The sequence below is a fragment of the Streptomyces sp. NPDC086766 genome (assembly GCF_044746005.1).
Lineage (GTDB): Bacteria > Actinomycetota > Actinomycetes > Streptomycetales > Streptomycetaceae > Streptomyces.
Window position 1 is genome coordinate 19,914 of sequence record NZ_JBIVBI010000028.1, and the last position, 20,806, is coordinate 40,719.

Genomic DNA, 20,806 nt, shown 5'->3' on the forward strand with positions numbered 1-20,806 from the left:
GGGACCGCATGTCGAGCTTCGAAGGCACGGGCCCCAACGACAGCGACGCGGAGATGCGGCTGGAGAGCATCCGCGCCGCGCTGCAACCCGACCCGGACCGGATGATCGTCCGCAACGAATTCGCGGTCGTCGCTGTCACCGTCCGAGACGCGGGATCCGCACGCCCCCGACTCCTCATCGAAGACCTCCGGACCCGCCAGACGGTGGAGCTGGACGCTCTCGAACTGGAATCGCTGGCTTGGGCCCAGCACAAGGATCTTTCGCCGCTGCTGGACCCCAGCCGTACCCGCTGGGCCAACTCCAGCGACGAATAGAAACATTGAGGAAGCGCAACACCATGAACGCAGCAACAGCCCAGAAGTGGATCTGCATGTCGTGTGGCGACATCTACGATCCCGCCGAAGGTGACCCACTGGCCGGCATCGCTTCCGGAACGGCCTTCGAGGACCTCCCCGACGACTACGTCTGTCCCATCTGCGGTGCCCGCAAGAGCGACTACGAGCCCTACGTAGAAGAGGCAGCGTAATGCCGACACAGGACCTGAACGTTGAGATGCTGCTGATCGGCGGTGGCGTCGCATCGGTCGCCGCAGCGGCCGAGTTGCGCAACAGCGGGTTCGATGGATCGATCGCACTTGTCACGCGCGAACTCGACCCGCCCTACCATCGTCCCGCAGTCACCAAGGAACTCCTAGGCCCCAAGGCCGAAGACCACGACCCGACGGTACAGCCCCCCGACTGGTGGACGGCCAACGACATCCAGCTGCTCACCCGCTCTTCGGTCGCCTCCCTTGACCCCCACGCTCACACCGCCACCCTGGCGAGCAAGAAGGTGCTGCACTACCGCAAGGCCCTGATCGCGACCGGAGCCGGCGTACGCAGGCTCTTGATCGAGGGGGCCGCGCTGGAAGGCATCCACTACCTCCGCGCCCCGGGCAACGCTCGCAAGCTGCGTGCCGAGGTGCGAGAGGCTCAGCACGCCGTACTCGTGGGTGGATCCTTCATCGCAGTCGAGGTCGCAGCGTCGCTGACATCGATCGGCGTCCAGTGCACCATGGTGATGCCCGAGCGTGCCCCTCTGGAAATTTCCTTCGGGCCCACCGTGGCGAATTACGTCTCCGACATGCTGCGCGAGCGCGGAGTCACCCTCGTGTGCGGTCAGCAGGTCGTGGAGTTCACCGGCGACGGGCGAGTCAGCGGGGTGCGCACGGATGCGGGCGAACACCTGCTGGCCGATCTGGTCGTGGTAGGCATCGGTGCCGTCCCGGACGCCAGGCTCGGTTCCAGCGCCGGGCTTGAGATCGGCGCCACCGGAGGCATCGCCTGCGACGAGGCGCTGCGCACCAGCGCCGAAGACGTTTATGCGGCAGGCGATGTTTGCGAGTACTACAGCCTCGTCCACCAGCGCCGTATTCGTGTCGAGCATGAACGGCATGCCGAGGCCCAGGGCGTGACAGCGGCCCGCAACATGCTGGGCCTGTCCACCCCGCACGTGGAAGTCCCATATTTCTGGACCGACCTCGCCGACTGGGCGCGACTCGAATACGTCGGCCCGGCGGCGAAGTGGGACGAGGAACGCGTCATCGGGTCTCTCCGCAGCGGAAAGTTCACCGTCTGGTACCTGCTCGGCGGGCGGGTGGCTGCGGCACTGACCTGCGGACGCCCGGAGGATCTTGAGCACGCCCGCGAACTCATCTCCGCGACAAGGATTTTCACACAGGAGTAATAGGAGCAGCGCGCAGCGACCGGGACGGCAATAGCCGCTCACGGCCACCACGCGGCACACCAACCCCCGGCTAAGCTGGGCATCTAGACAGGAGCTCTCCCATGGAGAATTCACCAGAAGTAGCGCCTCTCAGATCGTCAACAGTCGTGGCTACTGCAGAAGACATGCCACCCCAGGCGAAGAAGGCGGCGAGGGCTGCGTTCCTCGGTTTCGCGGTCGACTACTACGACATCTACCTCCCCGTCGTGGCGCTCGCACCTGCCATCCAGTACTTTCAGCCGGAATCGATCTCGGGCGCGTTGGAGACGACGCTTTTCTACCTGACCTTTGCGCTCACGCTGATCGGCAGGCCGATCGGCTCGGCGATCTTCGGAAGCCTCAGCGACAAGATCGGTCGGAGGAAGTCGACCCTGATCGCCGTCGCTGGCTTTACGGTGGCCACCTTCTTGATGGCGGCGCTTCCCGGATATGAGGCATGGGGATACGGTGGCCTCGGTGCGCTGATGTTCCTCCGGCTGGTCGGCGGCGTGTTCATGGGCGGCGAGTACACCAGTGCCAACCCGCTGGCACTGGAGTCTTGTCCCAAGGAAAGGCGGGGCTTCGTCGGAGCCCTGATCGCCGCTGCCTACCCGATCGGCTACATTGCCATCTCGCTGGTCACACTGCCGCTTCTCCGGCTCTTCCCAACACAGGGCCTGTATTCGGACTACGTCCAGTGGGGATGGAGAATCCCCTTCATCGTCGGTGGCCTGCTCGGCGTCGTCTTCTTCTGGTACTTCTACCGGTCCATCGAAGAGTCCCAGGTGTGGGAGGAGGAGGCGCAGAAGACCGCCTCGTCGGAGAAGCCACCGCTGCGCCAGCTCTTCGCAGGAGACAACGGCCGCCGGCTTCTCCAGGTCATGGTCCTGATGAGCGGACTGTGGTTTGCGGTCCAGTCCATCATCTCGCCCATGTCGGGGCTGTTGATTGCTCATCTGAAGCAGGGATCCGACTCCGTGACCACGGCCCTGCTGATTGCCAACGTCGCTCTATTCCTCGGCTATCTGACCTACGGCCGGTTCGGGCAGCGACACGGCAGGCGGAAGGTACTGCTTCTCTCGGGAATCGCCACCGCAATAATTTCCGCGATCACCTTCTACGAAACGGTTCACATCCTGCGGGCAGGCGGTAGTTTCACTCTCGCCATGGTCATCTACACCGTCTGTCTCGTCGTGGCGATCTCGCCGTACGGTGTGGCGACCGTCTACCTGCTGGAAGCATTCCCCACCCGAGTCCGGGCGTCCGGATATGGTGTGGCATACAGTTTCTCCCTGATCATTCCGTCGTTCTACAGCTTCTACATGCTGTGGCTTTCGAATGTGATGCCGTACGTTTACACGCCGATCGTTCTCATTTTGATCGGTGGCGTACTGACCGCGGTAGGGGCCAAAATCGGCCCGGAGACCAGGGACGTGGACTTTGTTCCCGTGAACACCTGAAGCGCAAGACCGGGTGTGGGGCTGGTGTAAATACCCAACCCTTTCCCCTCAGCTATCCACCATTTCCGCGCTGGATAGAAGTATCCCCCAAAGGAGAGAGCGATAATGATCCGTCACGTCTTCCTGTGGAAGGTCGCCGCCGGCAGTGACCCGGACAAGGTCATCGAGCTGCTCACCCAGCTGTCCACTCGCATCCCGTCGCTGCGCAGCTGGGAGATCGGCAAGCACCAGGGTGACCCCGGCGACAACGGCGAGCCGTGGGACGGCATGCTCATCTCCGACTTCGACGACTGGAAGGGCCTCGAGGAGTACTCCGACCACCCCTTCCATGTCGAGGTGGTCGCACAGCTCAAGCCCCTGGTTGCCGACCGCGCGGTAGTCGACGTCGAGAGGAACGACGCCTGATGGCCCCGAAAGCAGACATCAAGGTTGCCACGAGCCTCTACGGCCCGGACGACCAGCTCGGCGCACTCAATCTCATGACCCCGGCCACGCAGGCAGACATCCTGGGCCGGGCCGACGCCTCCCGTGTCTACGACTTGAGCATCGACTACTTCGTCGGCATGCCAAGCTTCCAGGCCGCGGGCGACCCTGCGTACCAGATCTTCATGAGTCACACGCCCGCCGGCACGCCGATCGACGACCTCAACGGTGTGGGCCAAGAGGTCAACCAACGGGTCTGTTACTCCGGCGATGTCATCTTCATGTACACCCACACCGGCACCCATATCGATGCCCTCAACCACTTCGGCGTCGACGGGAAGATCTACAACGGTTTCACCGCCGACGAGCACCTGGGCAGCCGGCACTGGACCCGCGGCGGCGCCGAACAGATCCCCCCGATCGTGGCCCGGGGCGTGATGCTGGACATCGCCGCACTCAAGGACGTTCCGTGCCTGCCGGATTCCTACTCGATCACGGTCGAGGACTGCCAGCAGGCGCTGAAGCAGCACAACCTGTCGCTCCAGGCCGGCGACATCGCCCTGGTCCGCACCGGCCGGATGGGCTACTGGCCGGACGGATCCAAGGTGCTCGGTGCGCCCCCCGGGCTCAGCCTGGACGCGGCCCGCTGGCTGACCGCTCAGGACATCATCGCCGTCGCAGCAGACCAGGAGTGCGTCGAGGTGGGGCCCTCGGAACACGAGGACAACTGGCTGCCCGGGCACTGCCACTTCCTCGCGGAGGCAGGTGTGCCCATGATCGAGCTGGTCAACCTCGAAGAACTGGCGCGCGACGGTGTGCACGAGTTCTGTCTCGTGGCCGCCCCGATCAGGCTCCGTGGTGCCACCGGAGCTCCGTTGCGTCCGCTTGCCATGGCCCTGCGGCACTGACCCCTCTCCCCACGCACGAAAGACCTCAGGCATCACCATGACCACGTTCGTTTCCCGGGAGTCCTCCCCGACTCCCGACAGTCCTGCGCTGCCGCAGAGCCACGGGCTCGCCGACACGTCCCGACGGCTGCGGATCCACGTCCTGCAGGTCGCCTATGGCGACACCGAGCCCGTCGCCGAACGCGTCGAGCGGGTGGCCGAACTGGTGCGTCGGCAACGCGGAGCGGACGTGGTGGTGCTGCCTGAGCTGTGGGCCCACGGAGGTTTCGCCTACACCGAGTGGAGCAAGCGAGCAGAACCTGTCGACGGCCCCGTTGTGCAGGCTCTCTCAGCCGCGGCACGCGAGATCGGCGCGAGTGTTCACGTCGGTTCCATCGTGGCCCGAGCCCGCAGTAGTGCACATGCCTCGGCTCCGGGGGATCGGAGCCGAGGCATGTCGAACACCGCGGTACTACTCAGATCTGATGGCGGCGTCGAAAGTGTCTATCGGAAGATTCACCGCTTCGGATTCGGCGAGGGGGAACCCGCACTCCTCGAAGCAGGCACAGAGGTTGTGACCGCGGTGGTGGCGGGGCGCACGGGACATGGTGAGGCAGCACCTGTGACCGTGGGCCTGGCGACCTGCTACGACCTGCGTTTCCCGGAGCTCTTCCGGCACCTGGTCGATGCCGGCAGTGAGCTCTTCGTCGTCCCGGCGGCCTGGCCCGCCAGCCGGGTGGAGCACTGGAAGCTTTTGGGCCGCGCTCGGGCGGTGGAAAATCAGTGCTTTGTCGTCCAATGCAACACGGCAGGAACCCACAGCGGCGTGACCATGGGCGGGCACAGCCAGATTGTCAGCCCGACCGGAGCAGTGCTCGCGGAGGCCGGGGACGACGAGGAGTGCATCTGGGCCGACATCGACCTCGCGGAAATGACCTCCTACCGTGCGGCATTCCCGGTGCTGGATGACCGCCGCCTGTGACACAGCCACGTTAGACAGCCCTTGCTGGCATCGACCGTTCACGGCCTCGACCGACGGAGCACCGGGTGATCAACGCCGACGCCGAACCCGCAAACACGGCCTCGCCCTCCGCGGCAGGCCTGGCCAATTCGGACCGCCGAACAGTCACGGTATGGTCCGACATCGGATGCCCCTGGGCCACCCTGGCCCTGACCACCATCCATGACCTGGCCCGGCAACGGGGGCAGGACCTGGTGATCGATCACCGTGTCTTCCCCCTCGAACTGTTCAACCGCCGACCCACCCCCAAGCCTCTGCTCGACGACGAAGTCAGGGCGGTGCTCCGTGCCGTACCAGGCCTTGGCTGGCGGCCTTGGACCGCACCCGAATACACCTACCCCGTGACTACGCTCCTGGCCATGGAAGCCGTCCAAGCGTGCAAGCTGCCCGAAGTCGGAGGCGTTCGGGCGAGTGATGAATTGGATGCCGCCCTGCGCAGGGCCTTCTACGAAGACAGCCGCTGCATCAGCGTGCCGGCAGTCATCCTGGACATCGCCGAATTGTGTCCGCGTGTCGACACTGAACGACTGGCTGCAGCACTGGCGCAGGGCGCTTCGCGGTCAACCGTCTACGAGCAGTGGAAGAGCGCCCAGCGGCCGGAAGTGCAGGGCAGCCCGCACTTCTTCACGCCGGATGGCGTTGACGTCCACAACCCGGGCGCCACCTACCACCGGGACGACCAGGGACTCCAGCTCACCCACTACGACCATGAGTGGGCGGATGAGTTGCTGACCTCTCTGGGGAGCGGCTGATTGAGGCAGTCCCGGTGGCAGACACGACAGTGACGGCGGGTGCGCATTTCCGCACATGTTGCGGGTGCTTTAGTTTCCTTGGCCGAAAACGACCAGCCGGTAAGGCGGTGGCCGGGGAAGCGGCTGGCGTGGTGTCTCCCGAAGCCTCAACAGTCAGCCGCTGGGGCTGGTGGGTCCGGAAGAGGCGCCGCGCCGGAGCGATTCCGCAAGAGCACCTGTTCGACGGGCCGCGCGGGCCTTTCACGCCGGTTTTCGACCGTCGGCTGGACTCCGAGATTGGATCAGTCATCAGGCGCCGATACGCGAGGAGGTGTACGTGTCAACGAAGACTGCCGCCGTGGCAGGTCACAGCGTCCGGCCGTGTCCAGTCCGGCGTCCGCCATGATCGCGTCCGGTTTTGTCGGAATCTGCCCATTGTGGCCGGGTTGCCCATAATATGGGTAGTGATCAATCCCTCGCCAGCAGCCGTAAGACCCGGGTGCCGCCTTCTTCCGGCCGTACGCCACTCACCGGGTGGACCTCATGGAATCTGAGCTTTCTACACCGCTCAGCGTCGGGCTTGACGGGCTGGAAGCGCGGCGCGACGACGCCATCGCTTCCGCGCTCCGCCGAATATACGGGCGACTGCAGGCCAGTACCTGCACCGCCTACCTGCTCACAGCAGACGCCCGGCTGCTGGTCGCCGCGATGACTGTGAACGCCCCACTGAGCTTCGCCATCACTCCTGAAGTCAAGGTGGACAATCTCGCCTGGCCCGTGGCGCAGGCGTTCCAGACCGGGAAAACGGTGATCTTCGACGAACGAGACTTGCAGAACTTGTCCCGCCAGTCGCCGGCGCTTCTGGTCACCACGCCCTTCCCCATGGTGATAGCAGTGGCGCCGATACGGACACCGCACAACCGTTTCGGGGTCATCAGCCTGCGCTGCCTCCCTCCACGGGAGATCACAGGCGACGAGCTGGAGTACCTGCAAGCAACCGCGGGCGAACTGGCAAACGATCTAGAGAGCCTGGCCCGACAAGACGTGGCCATCGAAGGGCCTTCGATTCCACTGTTCATCTCCAGCCAGCCCGGTTTGCCGACCGCGGGCACCCGGGGGGCTGTCCAGCAGCATCGAGAGGCAACAGCCCCGTCCACAACGCCAGGAAGCCCGTTCCTCTACCAGCTCCAACGGCTCGCCACGGAACTCACCGCCGCGGTCGACACCAAGGGCATCCTCGCCGTCACCCAGAGCCAGATCGTCCGCCCCTTCGGGGGAAGGGCCGCGGCGTTGTGCCTGGTCGAGGGAGAACGTCTCCATGTGGTGGGTGCCGCCAGCCTGTCGCGTGAAGTGCTCAATCGCATCGAGGGGACACCGCTGTCCCACCGCAGCCCCGAGACCGATGCGATCACCGATGTCGAGGTCAAGGTTTTCACATCGGCCAACAAGATCTGGCACGAATATCCCGGTCTCAGCATCGATCTCGAGCGCCAGGCCCGGGCCTACTTTCCTTTGATCTCCAACGGCCGCGCCGTGGGCTGTTGCGTCCTGGAGTTCACCGAGCCCGGCCGCCCCCTGTCCGCCGAAGAGATCGCCGTACTGATGGTCATGCTGGAGCAGGTAGGGCAGTCCCTGAAACGGGCCCGCTCTTATGAACACGAGCACGCGCTCACGCAGACCGTCCAGCGCAGCCTGCTGCCGCGCAGTTTTCCGCACCTGCCCGAGGTGGCCGCCACCGCCCGCTACTTCCCTGCGGCCGAAGGCGCAGCGGTAGGGGGGGACTGGTATGACCTGCTCACCCTGCCCAATGGGGGAGTGGGCCTCGTCATCGGCGATGTGGAAGGGCACAGCCTGGAGGCTGTGTCGGTGATGGGCCAGTTGCGCAGCGGTGTACGTGCCTACGCCGCCGAAGGGCATGACCCGGCCCATGTCCTGGAACGGAGCAACAGGTTGCTCGCCGGGCTGGACACGGACCTGTACGCCACATGTTGTTGTGTGTGGCTGGACACGACGACCGGGCTCGTCAGCATGGCGTCCGCGGGCCATCCCGCACCAGTGATCAGCGACATTCGAGGACGGATCATTCAGCCGCGGCTGTTGACCGGGCCGCCGTTGGGCATCGAGACGCAGTCCGCTTACCAGCAATCCGAGTTGCAGGTGCAGACAGGCTCGGTGGCCGCCCTGTTCACCAATGGCTTGTTGGATTCACGGCAGTTGGATGCAGACGTCGCCGCTCGCCAGCTGGCTCGCCGGCTGGCCGACAACTGCTCCCAGGATCTGGAGGTGCTGGCAGACCACCTGGTCGGCCACTGCCGCCCACGGGCGGTGTTCGGCGACGATGCCGCTCTTCTTCTGGTGCGGTATGAAGGCGTCCAGCCGAGTGATCGCCCGCGTGTGGCGCGGACTTCGATCGGACGCCACGACCTACGAGGGGTCTCGCGAGTACGGCGCTTCCTGCGCGATGTGCTGCACCGGTGGAATCGTTTGGTGATGCTGGACGACCTGGAGCTGCTCGTGTCTGAGGTCGTCACGAATGCGCTCATTCACGCGCATAGTGAAGTAGATCTGCGGTTGCGGGAGTACGCGGACAGGATCCGCGTTGAAGTGCGCGACAGCGATTCGTATCCTCCCGTGCCGACGGCCCTCCTTGAGGACGAGACCAGCAATCAGGAGGCTGAGTCCGGACGCGGTCTCCTGATCGTCGATGCGCTTGCTCTCACATGGGGTAGCTCGCCTGCGGGTCGTGGCAAGACCACCTGGTTCGAGATCGGTATACCTGCGGCGGACTCTGGATTGCACACGGACCGGGCCTGAAAAACGAGAACCGCTGGCTTTCTGTTCAGCCCCCTCCACATGCCGCTGACTCTGCAGGCCACCCCAGCAATTCTGCGGTCACGCAATGGCCCCCGAGGCCAGTGCTGCCTGACTGGGCCGGACGCCGAGGTACCACGGCCTGGCACAGACACCGCAACTGAGAGGCCGTGAACTCTGGTCAGGGACGGCGGCTTCGAAGGCTCGCGGCCGACGAGCTGGCTGCGCTTCGCGGGAGCTAGAGATCTTTAACGGCTGGGGTCACGTCCGGCCGTGACGGTCGGTTTCAGTCGCGCTATGCCGGAGGGATGAGGTATGCCGATGGAGGCGGGCTGACGGCCGAGGAACGGGCTCGCCGTGAGCAAGTTCGTCTCGCGGCCGCTGAGTGCGTGTTTCTGATGCTGGCCGGACGGTCGCCGAACGCGGCGGGCCGGGAAGCCATGGCGGCTTCCCGGCCCGCCTGGTGTTGCTGTGATTGGGTCAGGCGCTGGTTGCTGCGGTGTAGCGGGCGGTGACGTCTTCCCAGTTGACGAGGTCCCAGAGCTTGGTGACGTAGTCGGGGCGGACGTTCTTGTATTGCAGGTAGTAGGCGTGCTCCCAGGCGTCGAAGACCAGCAGCGGGGTGGCGCCCTGGCCGACGTTGCCGTGGTGGTCGTAGACCTGCTCGACGATCAGGCGCTTGCCGAGGGGTTCCCAGGCCAGGACACCCCACCCGGAGCCCTGGACGGACGCGGTCGCCGTGGTGAGCTGCTTCTTGAACTGCTCGAAGCCGCCAAAGTGTTCGTCGATGGCGTCGGCCAGCGCCCCGTCGGGGCGGTCGCCGCCGTCCGGGGAGAGGTTCTGCCAGAAGATCGAGTGCAGGACGTGGCCGGAGAGGTTGAAGGCGAAGGTCTTCTCCAGGCCGACCAGTGAAGTAGGCGTGATCTGGTCCTCGTCGCGGGCTTCGGCGAGCTGCTCCAGGGTGTCGTTGGCGCCCTTGACGTAGGCGGCGTGGTGCTTGGCGTGGTGCAGTTCCAGGATCTGCCCGGTGATGGCCGGCTCCAGCGCGGCGTAGTCGTAGGGCAGGTCGGGAAGCACGTAGGTGCTCATCAGGCACGTCCCCTTTCCGGGTGAGTGATCGTCCCGGGACAGCCTATGCCTCTATTGCGAAGAGCTTGCAACAACGACTGAGATGCATCAGCATGATCTGTGGCGGGGTCGGCCCGTCAGTCTTCGGTGTCTGAGCGCCTCCCGTCCGTCGGCGTGTCCTTCGTGGAGAGTGATCGTCTTCTCACCCGGCACCCGCCGGTCCCGGCTGGCCCCGCTCTGGCATGCAACGGCCTCAGGCTCGCTCAGCCGTTGGCAGGTGCCGGTTTCCTCGGCCAGCTGGGGGTGGCGCCTTTCCGTGCGAGACGCCTGGTCATGAGGGTGATGGCCGCCCAGGTGATCAAGGTTTCGGAGTGCTGGATGAGTCGTTCGTAGTCTCTTGCGTGGCGGCGGGCGTGCATCATCCAGGCGAGCGATCTCTCGACGACCCAGCGGCGGGGCAGTACGACGAAGCCGGAGGCGTCCTTGGGACGGCTGACGGGTTTGATGGTGAGGTTGAGGTGTTGTTTCGCCCAGTCGACGAGCTTTCCGGCGTAGGCGGAGTCGGCCCACACGATGGTGATCTCGGGGTGCATCAGACGCAGCCGGAAGAGGACTTCCTTGGCGGCTGCGGCGTCGTGCAGGTCGCCGGGGCGACCATGACCATGAGGGGCAGGCCGCGGGTGTCGACGACCAGGTGGCGCTTGCGGCCGTTGATCTTCTTGCCCGCGTCGTAGCGGCGGCTGGCCTTGGAGACGGTCTCTGCGGCCTTCACGCTCTGGGAGTCGATCACGGTGGCCACCGCGCGGGGACCTTTGCCCATGTTGCGGCAGATTCGCCCCGCCAGCTGGTCACGGATCTGGCCGATGATCCCGGCCGCCGCCCAGCGGGCCATGAACCCCCAGACCTTGCGCCAGGGAGGGAAATCCGCAGGCAAGGCCGCCACTTGCAGCCCGTGTCCACGACGTAGCGGATGGCGTCGACGATCTCGCGGCGGGGATGCTTCTCGGCCGGCCACCCTCCGCAAACACGTCCTTCTCAGCTGACAGGTATCACGCTCCGTCACCCTGTCATGGAAATCTTGACTGAGCCCAGGCCCTGACCTGCCTCGTCCTCAAAGCAGAGCCATACGTTTGCCGCTTGAGCATCTTGATCCTGTTGACGTGGCCTTCGACGGGGCCGGAGTTCCAGGGCAGCGTCAGGCCGGCGACAACGGCTTCGTGATCGCGTCGGAGGCCGTCGGCGAAGGCACGCAGGGCGGGCAGGTCGTCGGAGTGAACGGCGTCTGTCCATGCGGTGCGGCGCCTCGGCCGCCTCCGCCCTCAACCTGTGGCGATCTCCGCAGAGGTCGCAGATCATCCGCGCGAAGGCGTGCACGTGACCACGTGTGGCAGTCAACTCGGGGCACCGGCCGAGGACTTCGCGCAACTGTCGCTCCTCGTCGACGCGGAGATGCTCGGGGTTCCACATGATCCAATTGGTGACCTGCTGAGGTTTGAGTACCGGGGCCGGTGACCGGATCGAGCCCAGGCTCGTGCGGAGCGGGCGAAGATAGCGCCGCACCGCTTGCGGGGTCCGTCCCGGGTAACCCTGAGCCTGGATTTCCCGGAAGAGACGGGACGCATCGGTGCACCCCTCGCTCCAGCGCCGGACCAGGTAGGGCTTGAAGTCGTCCAGGCGTGTCGTGCGAAGGGACCGGTCGATGAGGCCATCGAGGTTCTTGCAGTGGGCGTAGCGTTCTGCGGTGTGCCGGGCCAGGCCCAGCTCTCGCGCGATGGCGCTGATCGTCCAGCCCCGGCCCAATATTCGCTGAACTGTTTCATAGCGCTCGCGTGTCCGTGTGACCAGCCATTTTTCGAGGCCGGTATCCGGATTGAGTCGCGGGCGGGGCAGGGCTGCGGCCATGCGCCGGTGGGACGGGGCGTTCAGCTCCGGTGCGTGCAGGCAGGGACGATGGGTGAGCGTTCGACGGCGGTGGCGAGGTTGTCCCACAAGTGCCACCGGTCGGAAACCTGCAGCGCACCCGGAGCTCCTGTGCGGGCTGCCTCGGCATAGGCGCCGGCCCGGTCCCGGCAGATCACCTCGATGCCAGGGTGCCGTGCCAGCCAGACGGCCACGGGTTCCTTCTCCCGGCCCGGCAGCAGGTCGAGGACGCCATGGGACTCGACGTCGACCAGCACTGTCCCGTATCTGCGTCCACGTCGGGTGGCGAAATCATCCACGCCCAGCATCCGTGGCGACGAAAGGCACGGGTCGGGCAAAGCGCAACGGTGCGGCGTCCGTAGCGGATGGTCAGTAAGTCGTCACACACTGCAGACCATGCCACTGACATGACGCCCCGTCACCCTGTCACGGAAATCTTGACTGAGCCAGGGCCTGAGGCCGCCCAAGGGCCGCAGGGCACCAAACGCGTCCCTATCGCCGCGCTGATTTGCACCAAAGCCGGTCGACGGCCACGGCTCATCTATCGCATCCACCTGGACCGCGGTCCCGCCAAGGGTCGGCGCAAGGGTTTCACCGAGACCGACTACGCCCGCCTGCTGGACGGCGCACACCAACAGCTCGGCGGGCCCATCGTGCTGGTGTGGGACAACTTGAACACGCATGTCAGCCGCGCCATGCGGCAGCTGATCGCCACCCGATTATGGCTCACCGTCTACCAGTTGCCGCCGTACGCTCCCGAGTTCAACCCGGTCGAGGGGGTGTGGTCGCACCTGAAGAGGTCGCTGGCCAACCTCACCAGACACGACCTCGACCAGCTCACCGTTCTGGTGAAGACGCGACTGAAACGAATGCAGTACCGGCCCAGTCTCCTTGAGGGCCTCACGGCCAGGACCGCACTCGACCTCCAACCGCCGTAACTCCAGCCGTTAAAGACCTCTAGTGGCGTGCGTCACCTGTACGGCAGTCACCGCGGAGCGACAACTTATTCCCCAGTTTCTGCGTGATCGAACCCACAGAGCCATCCGGTCATCCGATCATCCTATGTTTGTAATACTAGGCCGCATGAGCAGGACCCAGCACCACACACACCGCCGTCCTCGTTCCAACCGGCTATGGAGGGAGGTGGAGTCCGACATCGAACGCGGCCTGGAGCGCGAGCTCGACGGCGCGGTCGAGCCGGTTCGCCACGCCCGGTGGGGGCCGTTGCGCGGGACCCTGCTCTTGGCCGTGGGACTCGTCCTCGCCGCGTTGAACCTGCGGCCCGCCGTCACCAGCGCCTCGTCGCTGCTCGACGACATCCAGGCCAACCTGGGCGCATCCGCGAGCTGGGCAGGGACCCTCACCACCATCCCGACACTCTGCTTCGCAACGGTCGGTCTCGCGGCTCCCTGGCTTGCCCGGAAAATCGGTCTGGCCAGGGCCGTCTCCTTGGCCCTGCTGGTCCTCGCCACCGGCCTGGGACTTCGCGTGCTGGGGGGAGCGCTCGCCCTGCTGGGCGCCTCGTTCCTAGCCTGCGCGGGCATCGCCATCGCTAACGTACTTGTCCCGGTCGTGGTCAAGGAATCCTTTCCGCTGCGCATCGGCCTGATGACCGGCGCCTACACGGCAGCCCTGCAAGGTGGCGGTGCCCTGGCCGCTGCGGTGACACCTCTGGCCGAAGTACCCCTTGGCGGCTGGCGCCTTGCCCTGCTCCTGTGGGCAGGACTGGCTCTCATCGCGCTGGTCGTCTGGGTGGCCGTGGCGCGTCACGAGCCAGCGCAGGTTCTGGACAGTTCGCAGCAGCTGGCGGATGCCTCGCCGTCCCGTGGCCTGTCCCGCAGCACGGTGGCCTGGACGGTCACCTGTTTCATGGGCCTTCAGTCCTTCACAGCCTACGTCGTCATGGGCTGGCTCCCGCAGGTGTACATCGGTGCAGGCCTGAGCAAGGGCGAGGCCGGTCTGATGCTCAGCATCGCCACCGTGGTGGCAGTCCCGCTCAGCATGGTGATACCTGCGGCCGCGGCACGCGCCCGCAACCAGGCACCATGGATTGTGGGACTGACCCTTGCCGGCATGCTCGGAGTACTCGGGCTGATCGTTGCCCCCACGGCTGCAGCCTGGCTCTGGGCCACCCTGATCGGGGCGTCCATGACGGTCTTCTCCCTGGCCCTGACGGTGATTTCCCTGCGATCGCCCAATCCCCAAACCGCAGCCAAGCTCTCGGCCATGGCCCAGGGCATCGGCTATCTGATCGCCTCGTTCGGACCGATGCTCTTCGGTCTGCTGCATGATGCGGCTGGCGGCTGGCGCATATCCCTGACCATGCTGCTTGCGGTCATGGCGCTGCAGATGCTTGTTGGCGCGCTCGCCGGCCGGAACCGTTCCGTCTGACCGACCCGTCCCACGGCATCTGTCGCGCCCCACATGAGGCCCGAGTCATGGACGGCTCAGCCTCTCGCAACGCCGACGCTGCTGGAGGCTGCTGACCGGGCAGGCAGCCCGCCGCACATAGAGCTTCGCCCCCTATTAGCTTGATCTTTAACGGCCGATGTCGAATGGTGCCTCGAACTTGATCACTCGGTTCGGTAACCGCGTACGTCAAAGCGGCCTTCGTCTGAACATGTGCTCCGACCAAGGAACACACACGTCCAGCATGAAGGCCGTGAGGATGAGTCTGCTGCATCGCGATGCCCGGCTGCGGAGCCTCCGCGCCCGTCACGGCCTCCGCTGCCTCCGACGCCCCCGCTTCCGCCGTTCCCGCCGCCGGGGCCAGGAGAGGACGGCGGGCGTTCGGCCCTGGGCCGGTGGCTGCGCAGCGTCCGACGCCGCCGTAACTGACGTCGAGGGACTACGTCGCTGTCGCCGACTACCCGTCCCGCCGGTCATGCAGGAGGCTGTCGATCTCCGCTCTCCGACTGGGTTTCGATACGGGTGACGTGTTCGGGGCCAGGGTGCTCGACGCCGGGGACCATGGGGTTTTCGTAGTCGAATTCCACCTTGCCGAAGGAGTCGCTGGTGATGGGTGGGGGTCGTTGTCAGCGATGATCATTTGGAGGCGTTCGCCGTACGCATCAGCCAGGGTCCTGAATCGACTGTAGATCTCGGCAGCGCGTTGGCGGTCGGAGGCGTTGTTGCCGAAGGCCTTGCGCGGTGAGTCGATCACGAGGAGGGACGGGACCAGGACGTCGGCGTGGTCGAGCCCGGAGGTGAGGTGGGTGAGGCTGTACGCAAGGTTGACGGACGTGGCGAGGCCGCCGCCGGAGGCTTGCAGGCTCTCGAAGGGCTGTCCGTTGACCACGGGCAGGTAGGTGTCGCGGTCGATGACCGCCGTCTCGACCCACGGCAGGTTCCAGCCGGTGAGCAGCCGACCGAACTCGGTGCTGAGGTCGCCCAGCAGTGACTGGCTGACCTTGAGTTGCTCGGACTTCTCCCTGATGTCCTTGTTGACCTGCCGGCGCTCGGCCTTGATCGAGCGGATATCCGCGTCGATAGCGCGCACCCGGGCCCACGATTCCCGCAGTTGGGTGATGACATCGATGCTGGCTTTGAGCGCGGCGACGCGGGAGCTCGCCTCGGCGATCGCGTCAAAGCGGGGGGGGCGACCGCATCGCGGGTCTGGGCGTCGAGCTCCCGGCGCAGGCTGCTGATGGCGAAGCTGAGCTGCTGCGAGCGTTCCTGGGCGGTCTGCAGGTGCGTCTCATCGGCCTCCTGGATGCGCTGTGCGTCCTCCAGCTGCAGTTGTAGGGCTGTGCGTGTCTCCTCGATGGCGGCCGGGTCGATGTCGGCCTCGACGGGGTCGGGCTGGAGGTGACAAACCCGGTAGTGATCACTAGGTAAGTGATGGGCTGACCTGGGGAATCTAGTGATCGTTTGAGGATTTTTGACGTGGTGTGGTCTGTCTCTGAGCTGGAGTCTCCGTGGAGGTTCGGAAGCGAGGGAAGGCTCTGAAGTGCAAGTTCAGTGATCGTTACGGGATTTCTTTATTACTGCCTGCTGCTGCGTAGTTCAGGTGTATTGGTCAGGGGTGGTCTGGCGGGTCGTCCCCGCTGGCGACCAGGTCCGGCCGCCCGCCGGCCTGGTCGCCGCCCGCTTCCACCACTACGAGGCCCGGTCCGGCATGCCGCTACTCCATGACCATCTGTGGCTGTCCGTGAAGGGGCAGCGTCTGGACGGGAAGTGGGGATCGGTCCACTCGGAGGTCCTGTTCGAGAACACCGTCGCCGCGTCCGCGCTCTACAACGAGATCGTGATGGCTGGGGTGTGTAAGGCGCTGGGGCTGGCCTCCGAGCCGCGCACCGTCACCGCCGGGCGGCGCCCGGTGATGGAGATCGCCGGGGTGCCGCACGAGCTGATCCGCTGGACCTCACGGCGCAGCGACCAGATAGCCGCCTGCTGGGCAGAGTTGGAGCACGAGTACGTCACCGCCGTCGACGACGACGGCAACCTGAAGTTCGCGCCTGAGGTCTCCGAGAAGGCCCGCGCCAAGCTGAACGGGATCGCGGCGAAGATGACCCGCCCGCCCAAGCAGCAGACCCGGCCGCTCGCGCAGCCGCGCGCGTGGTGGAAGACGAGCGCGATCACTTGGGAGGCCACTGTGGAAGTGATGTCCGTGGAGGAGGAGATCATCGGGTCCGGGGGCCGGGTGCCCACTGTGGGCGGGCGCGGCCGGCGCCCGGCAGGTGGCCGCGCGCGCCAGACGACGGGGAGGGAGGGCAGCTGATGGCGGGGAAGCGTGAGGAGAACCTGGCGGGGTCGTCGAACACCCTGCGCGGCGACGTGCTCGGGGTGCTGAAGGTCGCGACGGTCGAACAGATCCAGCAGATCGCGGCTCCGCACCTGAGCTACCGGCACACCGACAAGCCGACCCCGTCGAAGCGGAAGCAGGCCCGCACCGCCTCCCACACGGGCGCGCTGTCCGATCTGCGCAAGCACGGCCTGGCGGAGAACGGCGGGCAGCTCCCGGGCGGGGACACGCTGCGCAACCTGACGCCCATGGGCCTGACGGCCGCCGCTCGCGAGCTGGGCGGCCGGTGGGGGAGATGGGCAACCCGGCCCGCGGCGCGGGCCGCACCGGCGCCTCCCACCCGATGGCGGTCAACGAGGCCGTGCTCGCCCTGCTGCGCCCGAAGCCGCACCTGTCCCAGCTCGCCAACAAGCCGGCCGACGTCCTCGCCGCCGCACAGGCCGCCGTCGACGCGCCCGCCGGGTTGGGCACCATAGCCTTCTACGCGACCGAGGTGGCGCTGCCCGCGACCGGCACCTGGTCCAACCCCAGCAAGGGCGGCGCCAAGGCGGACATCGTCATCACCGCGCCCGAGGACGGAGTGCCGCTGCTGTTCGTGGAGATCGACAACTGCTTCGAGTCCGCGCAGGTCCTCGCCGCGAAGATCGACAAGTACATGCGGATCTGCCAACGGAAGCTGAAGGACGTCGACGGCAAGGAGCGGCCGATGTGGCGCACCCGCTGGTGGGTGCTCGACGGCCGCGACGGCGACAGCCGCACCCGCCGCTGCTGCTCGTCCCGGCCGGAGCGATCTTCCGGCGCTTCTGCCGGCCACAGAACCAGACGCACCTCGAGGCGATCGGCAATCCGTGCCGCGAAGCCCACGACGCCCGCAAGCAGGCCGAGTACGCCGCCCGCCAGCGGGAGTACAAGGAACAGCTGCGCCGCGCGGCCGAGCAGCAGAAGGCCGAGCGGGAAGCCCGCCGCCCGGTGTGCGCCGGTTGCGGCGCCCGGTTCACCGACAAACGGTGGAAGGCCATCGAGCCCGCCGGGTGGGGCGCCCCGTGCGATACCCACCCGCACCTGTGCGACGACTGCAAGCAGCGCGCCATCACTGCCGAACGCCAAGCCCAGCAGGCCGGGCACGAGCACCAGGAGCACGACCAGGTCGTGCCCGAGCAGAAGGCCGGCGGCACATGGCTCTCCCGCTTCCGCAGGTGACGCGAGGACCCGGCTGTCAGCGGCGGCTGCCAGGCTGAACGGACGGACCGTGATGACGAGCAGCTGCTATGCCGCCGGGTGCGGCGCTGACCACGACCACCTGGGCCCGCGGTCGGACCAGGATTTCGTGAGGAAGCGTAACAAGACCGCTCCCAACCCGGATCGGGCAGCGGGCGATCTTGTTGAGGCGCTCAGGCGTCGGGGTCTTCCCGGAAGTAATCGGGGGCGAGGTGCCGGAGGCGGTCATCTTCCTCAGTGACTGGTTCAAGGAAGATGTGCAAGCCGTCATCGAAGATGCCGTGGTGGTCGTAGCTGAACCAGGAGTCCACCACCCTGTAGCGGTCACCGCGGAGGAGCACCCCCGTTCCGACGGGAAGGTTCAGCAGGCCGTGCTCCTGCATGGACAGAACGGCTGAGTTGTTCGCTTCGTGAAAGTACGTAGGCCACTGGTAGACGCCGGGAAAATCGGCCATCTGGTCCCTCCCTAGGATCGTGGGACGCTCGGTGCGCCCCTACGGATAGATCATGCCTCGGGGCCAGCCCTCACCGATTGCCCGGGTGGAACGAGCACATCCTCCAACCTCCCACCGACTGCGCATGACGCACGATGCGCTCTCCATCCGCTCACACATGATCAGGCTTTCGGGCTCGCCGACCGCAGTGCTGAGGGCCTCGGTCCGACTCGCTCACCGAACCGGCCCGGGGCACGCTGGGAGGCGTGACCAGCACCGCCGATCGTCGTGCACCGGCCCTCCCCCTCGGGCGGCCGGAGAGGCACCGTGCACAGCAGCGGCTGGGACGAGACCCTCGGCACCGCCTACAGCGACCACGACCTGGTCGTGTTTCTCGAAGGCACCGGCGTCGCCGATCCGAGGCCATCCTGGACGGACCCGCATTGGGCGGAGTGGCACGGAGCCTCTGCACACCACGCCGTCTGAGCCGCGCCGACGGTAGAGGGGCGTGGAGAGGGAAGCTCCCGCTCCCGCCCCTCTATCGCGTAGCCAGCTCAGTGGTCCGTGAGCGTTCGGAGTACCCAATCGACTACCGCACGCGCGGCGCCGGCACATGTCCCCCGCACTGCCTGGCCTGCAAAGTACTTTCCTTTCGGTTTGAGCGCTTCCCCTTGTCCGGTGCTGGGCTGTGCACCTTTGCGGGTGCGCGTACGGTTAGCCATTGGGTCCCCTTTTCGCAGGTGAGATCCGACGGCCCGTCGGTGTGTTTGGACGCCTCCGACGGGCCGTTCTCATAGCAGCACAGGAGCCGTGACCTAGCTGACAGACTGGCACCACGCAGTACCAAGCGGGACTTGGGACTTCAAGGGAGGCGAGCTCAGCACATGCCGAATCGACGACGACCCATCAACTACCGGCATCCATTGGGCGCATTCGCGCTTCGCCTGCGCCGCCTGCAAGCTGAGGCGATCGCGCGGGCAGGGAGCCGAGAAGAAGTGCGACGGATCAGCCCGACTGAGATCGCTCGCAACTCACCATGGGGAACAAGCCGAACTGCCGTCTATGCCGCCCTCAATGGGACTCGTCTAGCTTCGACAGAAACGATCAGTACCATGGTCGCGGCCTGGGACATTCGTGGCAAACTTGCCATTGGCGAGTGGCTCATGGCCCGCAACAAGGTTGAGGATGAACTGGTTGCGCTGCGCTCCAAGGAAGTCGTAGCTGTCCACCCGGGGGCGGGTACTACGAGTGACAACCGTGTAATAGGTGAGACCGAGGAAGCAGCTGCCTTCGCGATGGCCCTGAGCGCTGTGCGGCAGCGTCCAAGAAGAGTCACCCTGCCTGGCGAAGTCGGTCTGCCATGGCTTGTGACGGACATCAGTCGCGTCGCTGACATAGATCCTGACGCGCTTGTTGACTATTTGAGCGGAAAGTTGATTCCTACCCCATCTGAGTTGGTAAGTGTGTTGGATGCCCTATCCGTGGAGCCTGCTGAGCGGAGCCGTCTGCTTGAGCTGCACAGAGCTGCATGGAAGGCCAGTTCTAAGTGGGTGTCTCGCTCAAACTGAGCAGCATTGACCCATGGCCCCGGGCTGGATGGCTTTGTACACGCGTTCCTGCGTGTAGAGGAATTCGAGAGAGGCGGTGGGGCCGGACGCAGCGGATGCGCCCTGACCCCACCGCGGGTCAGCCGATCAGCTTGTGCAGCACGGGAACGCTGAGACCGCAGCAGCCTAGGCCCGTCGCGATGGCTGCAGGCACGGACTTCTCGTGGAGGAACATGACCCCACCCATGACGAGGCCGATGATGACGGCCGCCAGGAACACCACGGCAGCGTGCACCGACAGCAGCGGGGCCGTCGACGGCAGCCCCGTGCTAGGCGGGCCGGGTGGTTCGGGTCGGGCGGGTATGGGGGAGTGCGGGCGCGGGTCCCGAGACATCGGGAGTCTCCTACGAGGCGGAGGAACAGAGACGACGGACACCTGAGGTGGTGTCGTCCGCGTGGGGGTGATGCGCGCCTCGCGGTCGGCGGTCCTGCTGCGGCTCTCTTCCTGAGAGCGTCCCTGCGGGGCTTCTGCCCGAGCCCAGGGTGGCGTGTTCAGCGTAGCGGCGATCGGTGCGGGTGTTGCCCTGGGTGTCTGGCGGGTGGTCATCGGTACTGCCTCCGGCATGTGTTCGGCTGGGCGGGCGGAACAGTGGCAGGTCTCAGGTGCTTGCGTCTTGTCCTCCCGAGCACGGCTTCTTCACCCCCTAGAAGGCTCATGAAGATCTTGGTGAGGGGCTGTCCGGCCGGAGGCCGGGCAGCCCCTCTTTGCTATGCGGTGGCCGGGGCGAGTTGCCAGTTG

The 20,806-nt window shown here is 66.0% G+C and carries 19 protein-coding genes and 2 pseudogenes; 14 read left to right on the top strand and 7 right to left on the bottom strand.

Features of this window, described 5'->3' with window-relative positions:
- Positions 1-8: 8 nt before the first annotated feature.
- The 9 genes from ACIPM1_RS31655 (at position 9) to ACIPM1_RS31695 (ending at position 9,079) form a co-directional block, all read left to right on the top strand.
- Complete coding sequence (locus tag ACIPM1_RS31655) at positions 9-314, top strand: hypothetical protein (RefSeq protein ID WP_402440500.1); 306 nt, start codon at positions 9-11, stop codon at positions 312-314.
- Between the two features lie 23 nt (positions 315-337).
- Positions 338-526 (top strand): rubredoxin, encoded by a 189-nt coding sequence (locus ACIPM1_RS31660; protein ID WP_402440502.1) that lies wholly within the window; start codon positions 338-340, stop codon positions 524-526.
- On the top strand, positions 526-1,725 hold the full coding sequence (locus tag ACIPM1_RS31665; RefSeq protein ID WP_402440504.1) for an NAD(P)/FAD-dependent oxidoreductase: 1,200 nt from the start codon (positions 526-528) through the stop codon (positions 1,723-1,725). The genes ACIPM1_RS31660 and ACIPM1_RS31665 overlap by 1 nt, the downstream gene beginning before the upstream one ends.
- Before the next feature lie 146 nt (positions 1,726-1,871).
- Positions 1,872-3,203 carry an MFS transporter gene (locus tag ACIPM1_RS31670; RefSeq protein ID WP_402440506.1) on the top strand — a complete coding sequence of 444 codons (1,332 nt, stop codon included), beginning with the start codon at positions 1,872-1,874 and terminating at the stop codon, positions 3,201-3,203.
- Positions 3,204-3,308: 105 nt separating this feature from the next.
- Complete coding sequence (locus tag ACIPM1_RS31675; protein ID WP_402440508.1) at positions 3,309-3,608, top strand: Dabb family protein; 300 nt, start codon at positions 3,309-3,311, stop codon at positions 3,606-3,608.
- Positions 3,608-4,534, top strand: coding sequence for a cyclase family protein (locus ACIPM1_RS31680; protein ID WP_402440510.1), 927 nt, complete (start codon positions 3,608-3,610; stop codon positions 4,532-4,534). Before ACIPM1_RS31675 ends, ACIPM1_RS31680 begins: the two co-directional genes overlap by 1 nt.
- 127 nt (positions 4,535-4,661) lie before the next feature.
- Entirely contained in the window at positions 4,662-5,495 is an 834-nt protein-coding gene (locus ACIPM1_RS31685; RefSeq protein ID WP_402440530.1) for a carbon-nitrogen family hydrolase, read from the top strand.
- Positions 5,496-5,560: 65 nt separating this feature from the next.
- Positions 5,561-6,286 carry a DsbA family protein gene (locus ACIPM1_RS31690; protein ID WP_402440511.1) on the top strand — a complete coding sequence of 242 codons (726 nt, stop codon included), beginning with the start codon at positions 5,561-5,563 and terminating at the stop codon, positions 6,284-6,286.
- Positions 6,287-6,808: 522 nt separating this feature from the next.
- Positions 6,809-9,079: a SpoIIE family protein phosphatase gene (locus ACIPM1_RS31695; protein ID WP_402440513.1), complete on the top strand. Its 2,271-nt coding sequence runs from the start codon at positions 6,809-6,811 to the stop codon at positions 9,077-9,079.
- Positions 9,080-9,556: 477 nt separating this feature from the next.
- Here ACIPM1_RS31695 and ACIPM1_RS31700 read toward each other — a convergent pair whose 3' ends face one another.
- From ACIPM1_RS31700 to ACIPM1_RS31715, 4 genes and pseudogenes are all read right to left on the bottom strand, one after another.
- Entirely contained in the window at positions 9,557-10,165 is a 609-nt protein-coding gene (locus tag ACIPM1_RS31700) for a superoxide dismutase (protein ID WP_402440515.1), read from the bottom strand.
- 260 nt (positions 10,166-10,425) lie between these two features.
- A pseudogene (locus tag ACIPM1_RS31705) lies at positions 10,426-11,164 on the bottom strand (IS5 family transposase); the annotation flags it as partial.
- Positions 11,165-11,211: 47 nt separating this feature from the next.
- Positions 11,212-11,433: pseudogene (locus tag ACIPM1_RS31710) on the bottom strand (transposase); the annotation flags it as partial.
- A gap of 633 nt (positions 11,434-12,066) precedes the next feature.
- Positions 12,067-12,363, bottom strand: a complete 297-nt coding sequence (locus tag ACIPM1_RS31715; RefSeq protein ID WP_402440517.1) for a transposase — start codon at positions 12,361-12,363, stop codon at positions 12,067-12,069.
- Positions 12,364-12,567: 204 nt separating this feature from the next.
- On the opposite strand from ACIPM1_RS31715, the gene ACIPM1_RS31720 reads away from it, so the two are divergent.
- A complete protein-coding gene (locus ACIPM1_RS31720) occupies positions 12,568-13,002 on the top strand; it encodes a transposase (protein ID WP_402440532.1) in 435 nt (144 codons plus the stop codon).
- 205 nt (positions 13,003-13,207) lie between these two features.
- Entirely contained in the window at positions 13,208-14,455 is a 1,248-nt protein-coding gene (locus tag ACIPM1_RS31725; protein ID WP_402440519.1) for a CynX/NimT family MFS transporter, read from the top strand.
- A 475-nt stretch (positions 14,456-14,930) separates the two neighbouring features.
- On the opposite strand, the gene ACIPM1_RS31730 is transcribed toward ACIPM1_RS31725, so the two are convergent.
- On the bottom strand, positions 14,931-15,563 hold the full coding sequence (locus ACIPM1_RS31730) for a hypothetical protein (RefSeq protein ID WP_402440520.1): 633 nt from the start codon (positions 15,561-15,563) through the stop codon (positions 14,931-14,933).
- Positions 15,564-16,088: 525 nt separating this feature from the next.
- Between ACIPM1_RS31730 and mobF the strand changes: the two genes are divergently transcribed.
- Together mobF and ACIPM1_RS31740 are read left to right on the top strand one after the other, a co-directional pair.
- On the top strand, positions 16,089-16,784 hold the full coding sequence (mobF, locus tag ACIPM1_RS31735; RefSeq protein ID WP_402440522.1) for a MobF family relaxase: 696 nt from the start codon (positions 16,089-16,091) through the stop codon (positions 16,782-16,784).
- Between the two features lie 367 nt (positions 16,785-17,151).
- Positions 17,152-18,267 (top strand): hypothetical protein, encoded by a 1,116-nt coding sequence (locus ACIPM1_RS31740; protein ID WP_402440534.1) that lies wholly within the window; start codon positions 17,152-17,154, stop codon positions 18,265-18,267.
- Here ACIPM1_RS31740 and ACIPM1_RS31745 read toward each other — a convergent pair.
- Complete coding sequence (locus ACIPM1_RS31745) at positions 18,200-18,481, bottom strand: hypothetical protein (protein ID WP_402440524.1); 282 nt, start codon at positions 18,479-18,481, stop codon at positions 18,200-18,202. The genes ACIPM1_RS31740 and ACIPM1_RS31745 overlap by 68 nt on opposite strands.
- A gap of 1,091 nt (positions 18,482-19,572) precedes the next feature.
- On the opposite strand from ACIPM1_RS31745, the gene ACIPM1_RS31750 reads away from it, so the two are divergent.
- Positions 19,573-20,028, top strand: a complete 456-nt coding sequence (locus ACIPM1_RS31750; protein WP_402440526.1) for a hypothetical protein — start codon at positions 19,573-19,575, stop codon at positions 20,026-20,028.
- 118 nt (positions 20,029-20,146) lie between these two features.
- On the opposite strand, the gene ACIPM1_RS31755 is transcribed toward ACIPM1_RS31750, so the two are convergent.
- Positions 20,147-20,287, bottom strand: coding sequence for a hypothetical protein (locus ACIPM1_RS31755; RefSeq protein WP_402440528.1), 141 nt, complete (start codon positions 20,285-20,287; stop codon positions 20,147-20,149).
- Positions 20,288-20,806 lie beyond the last annotated feature (519 nt).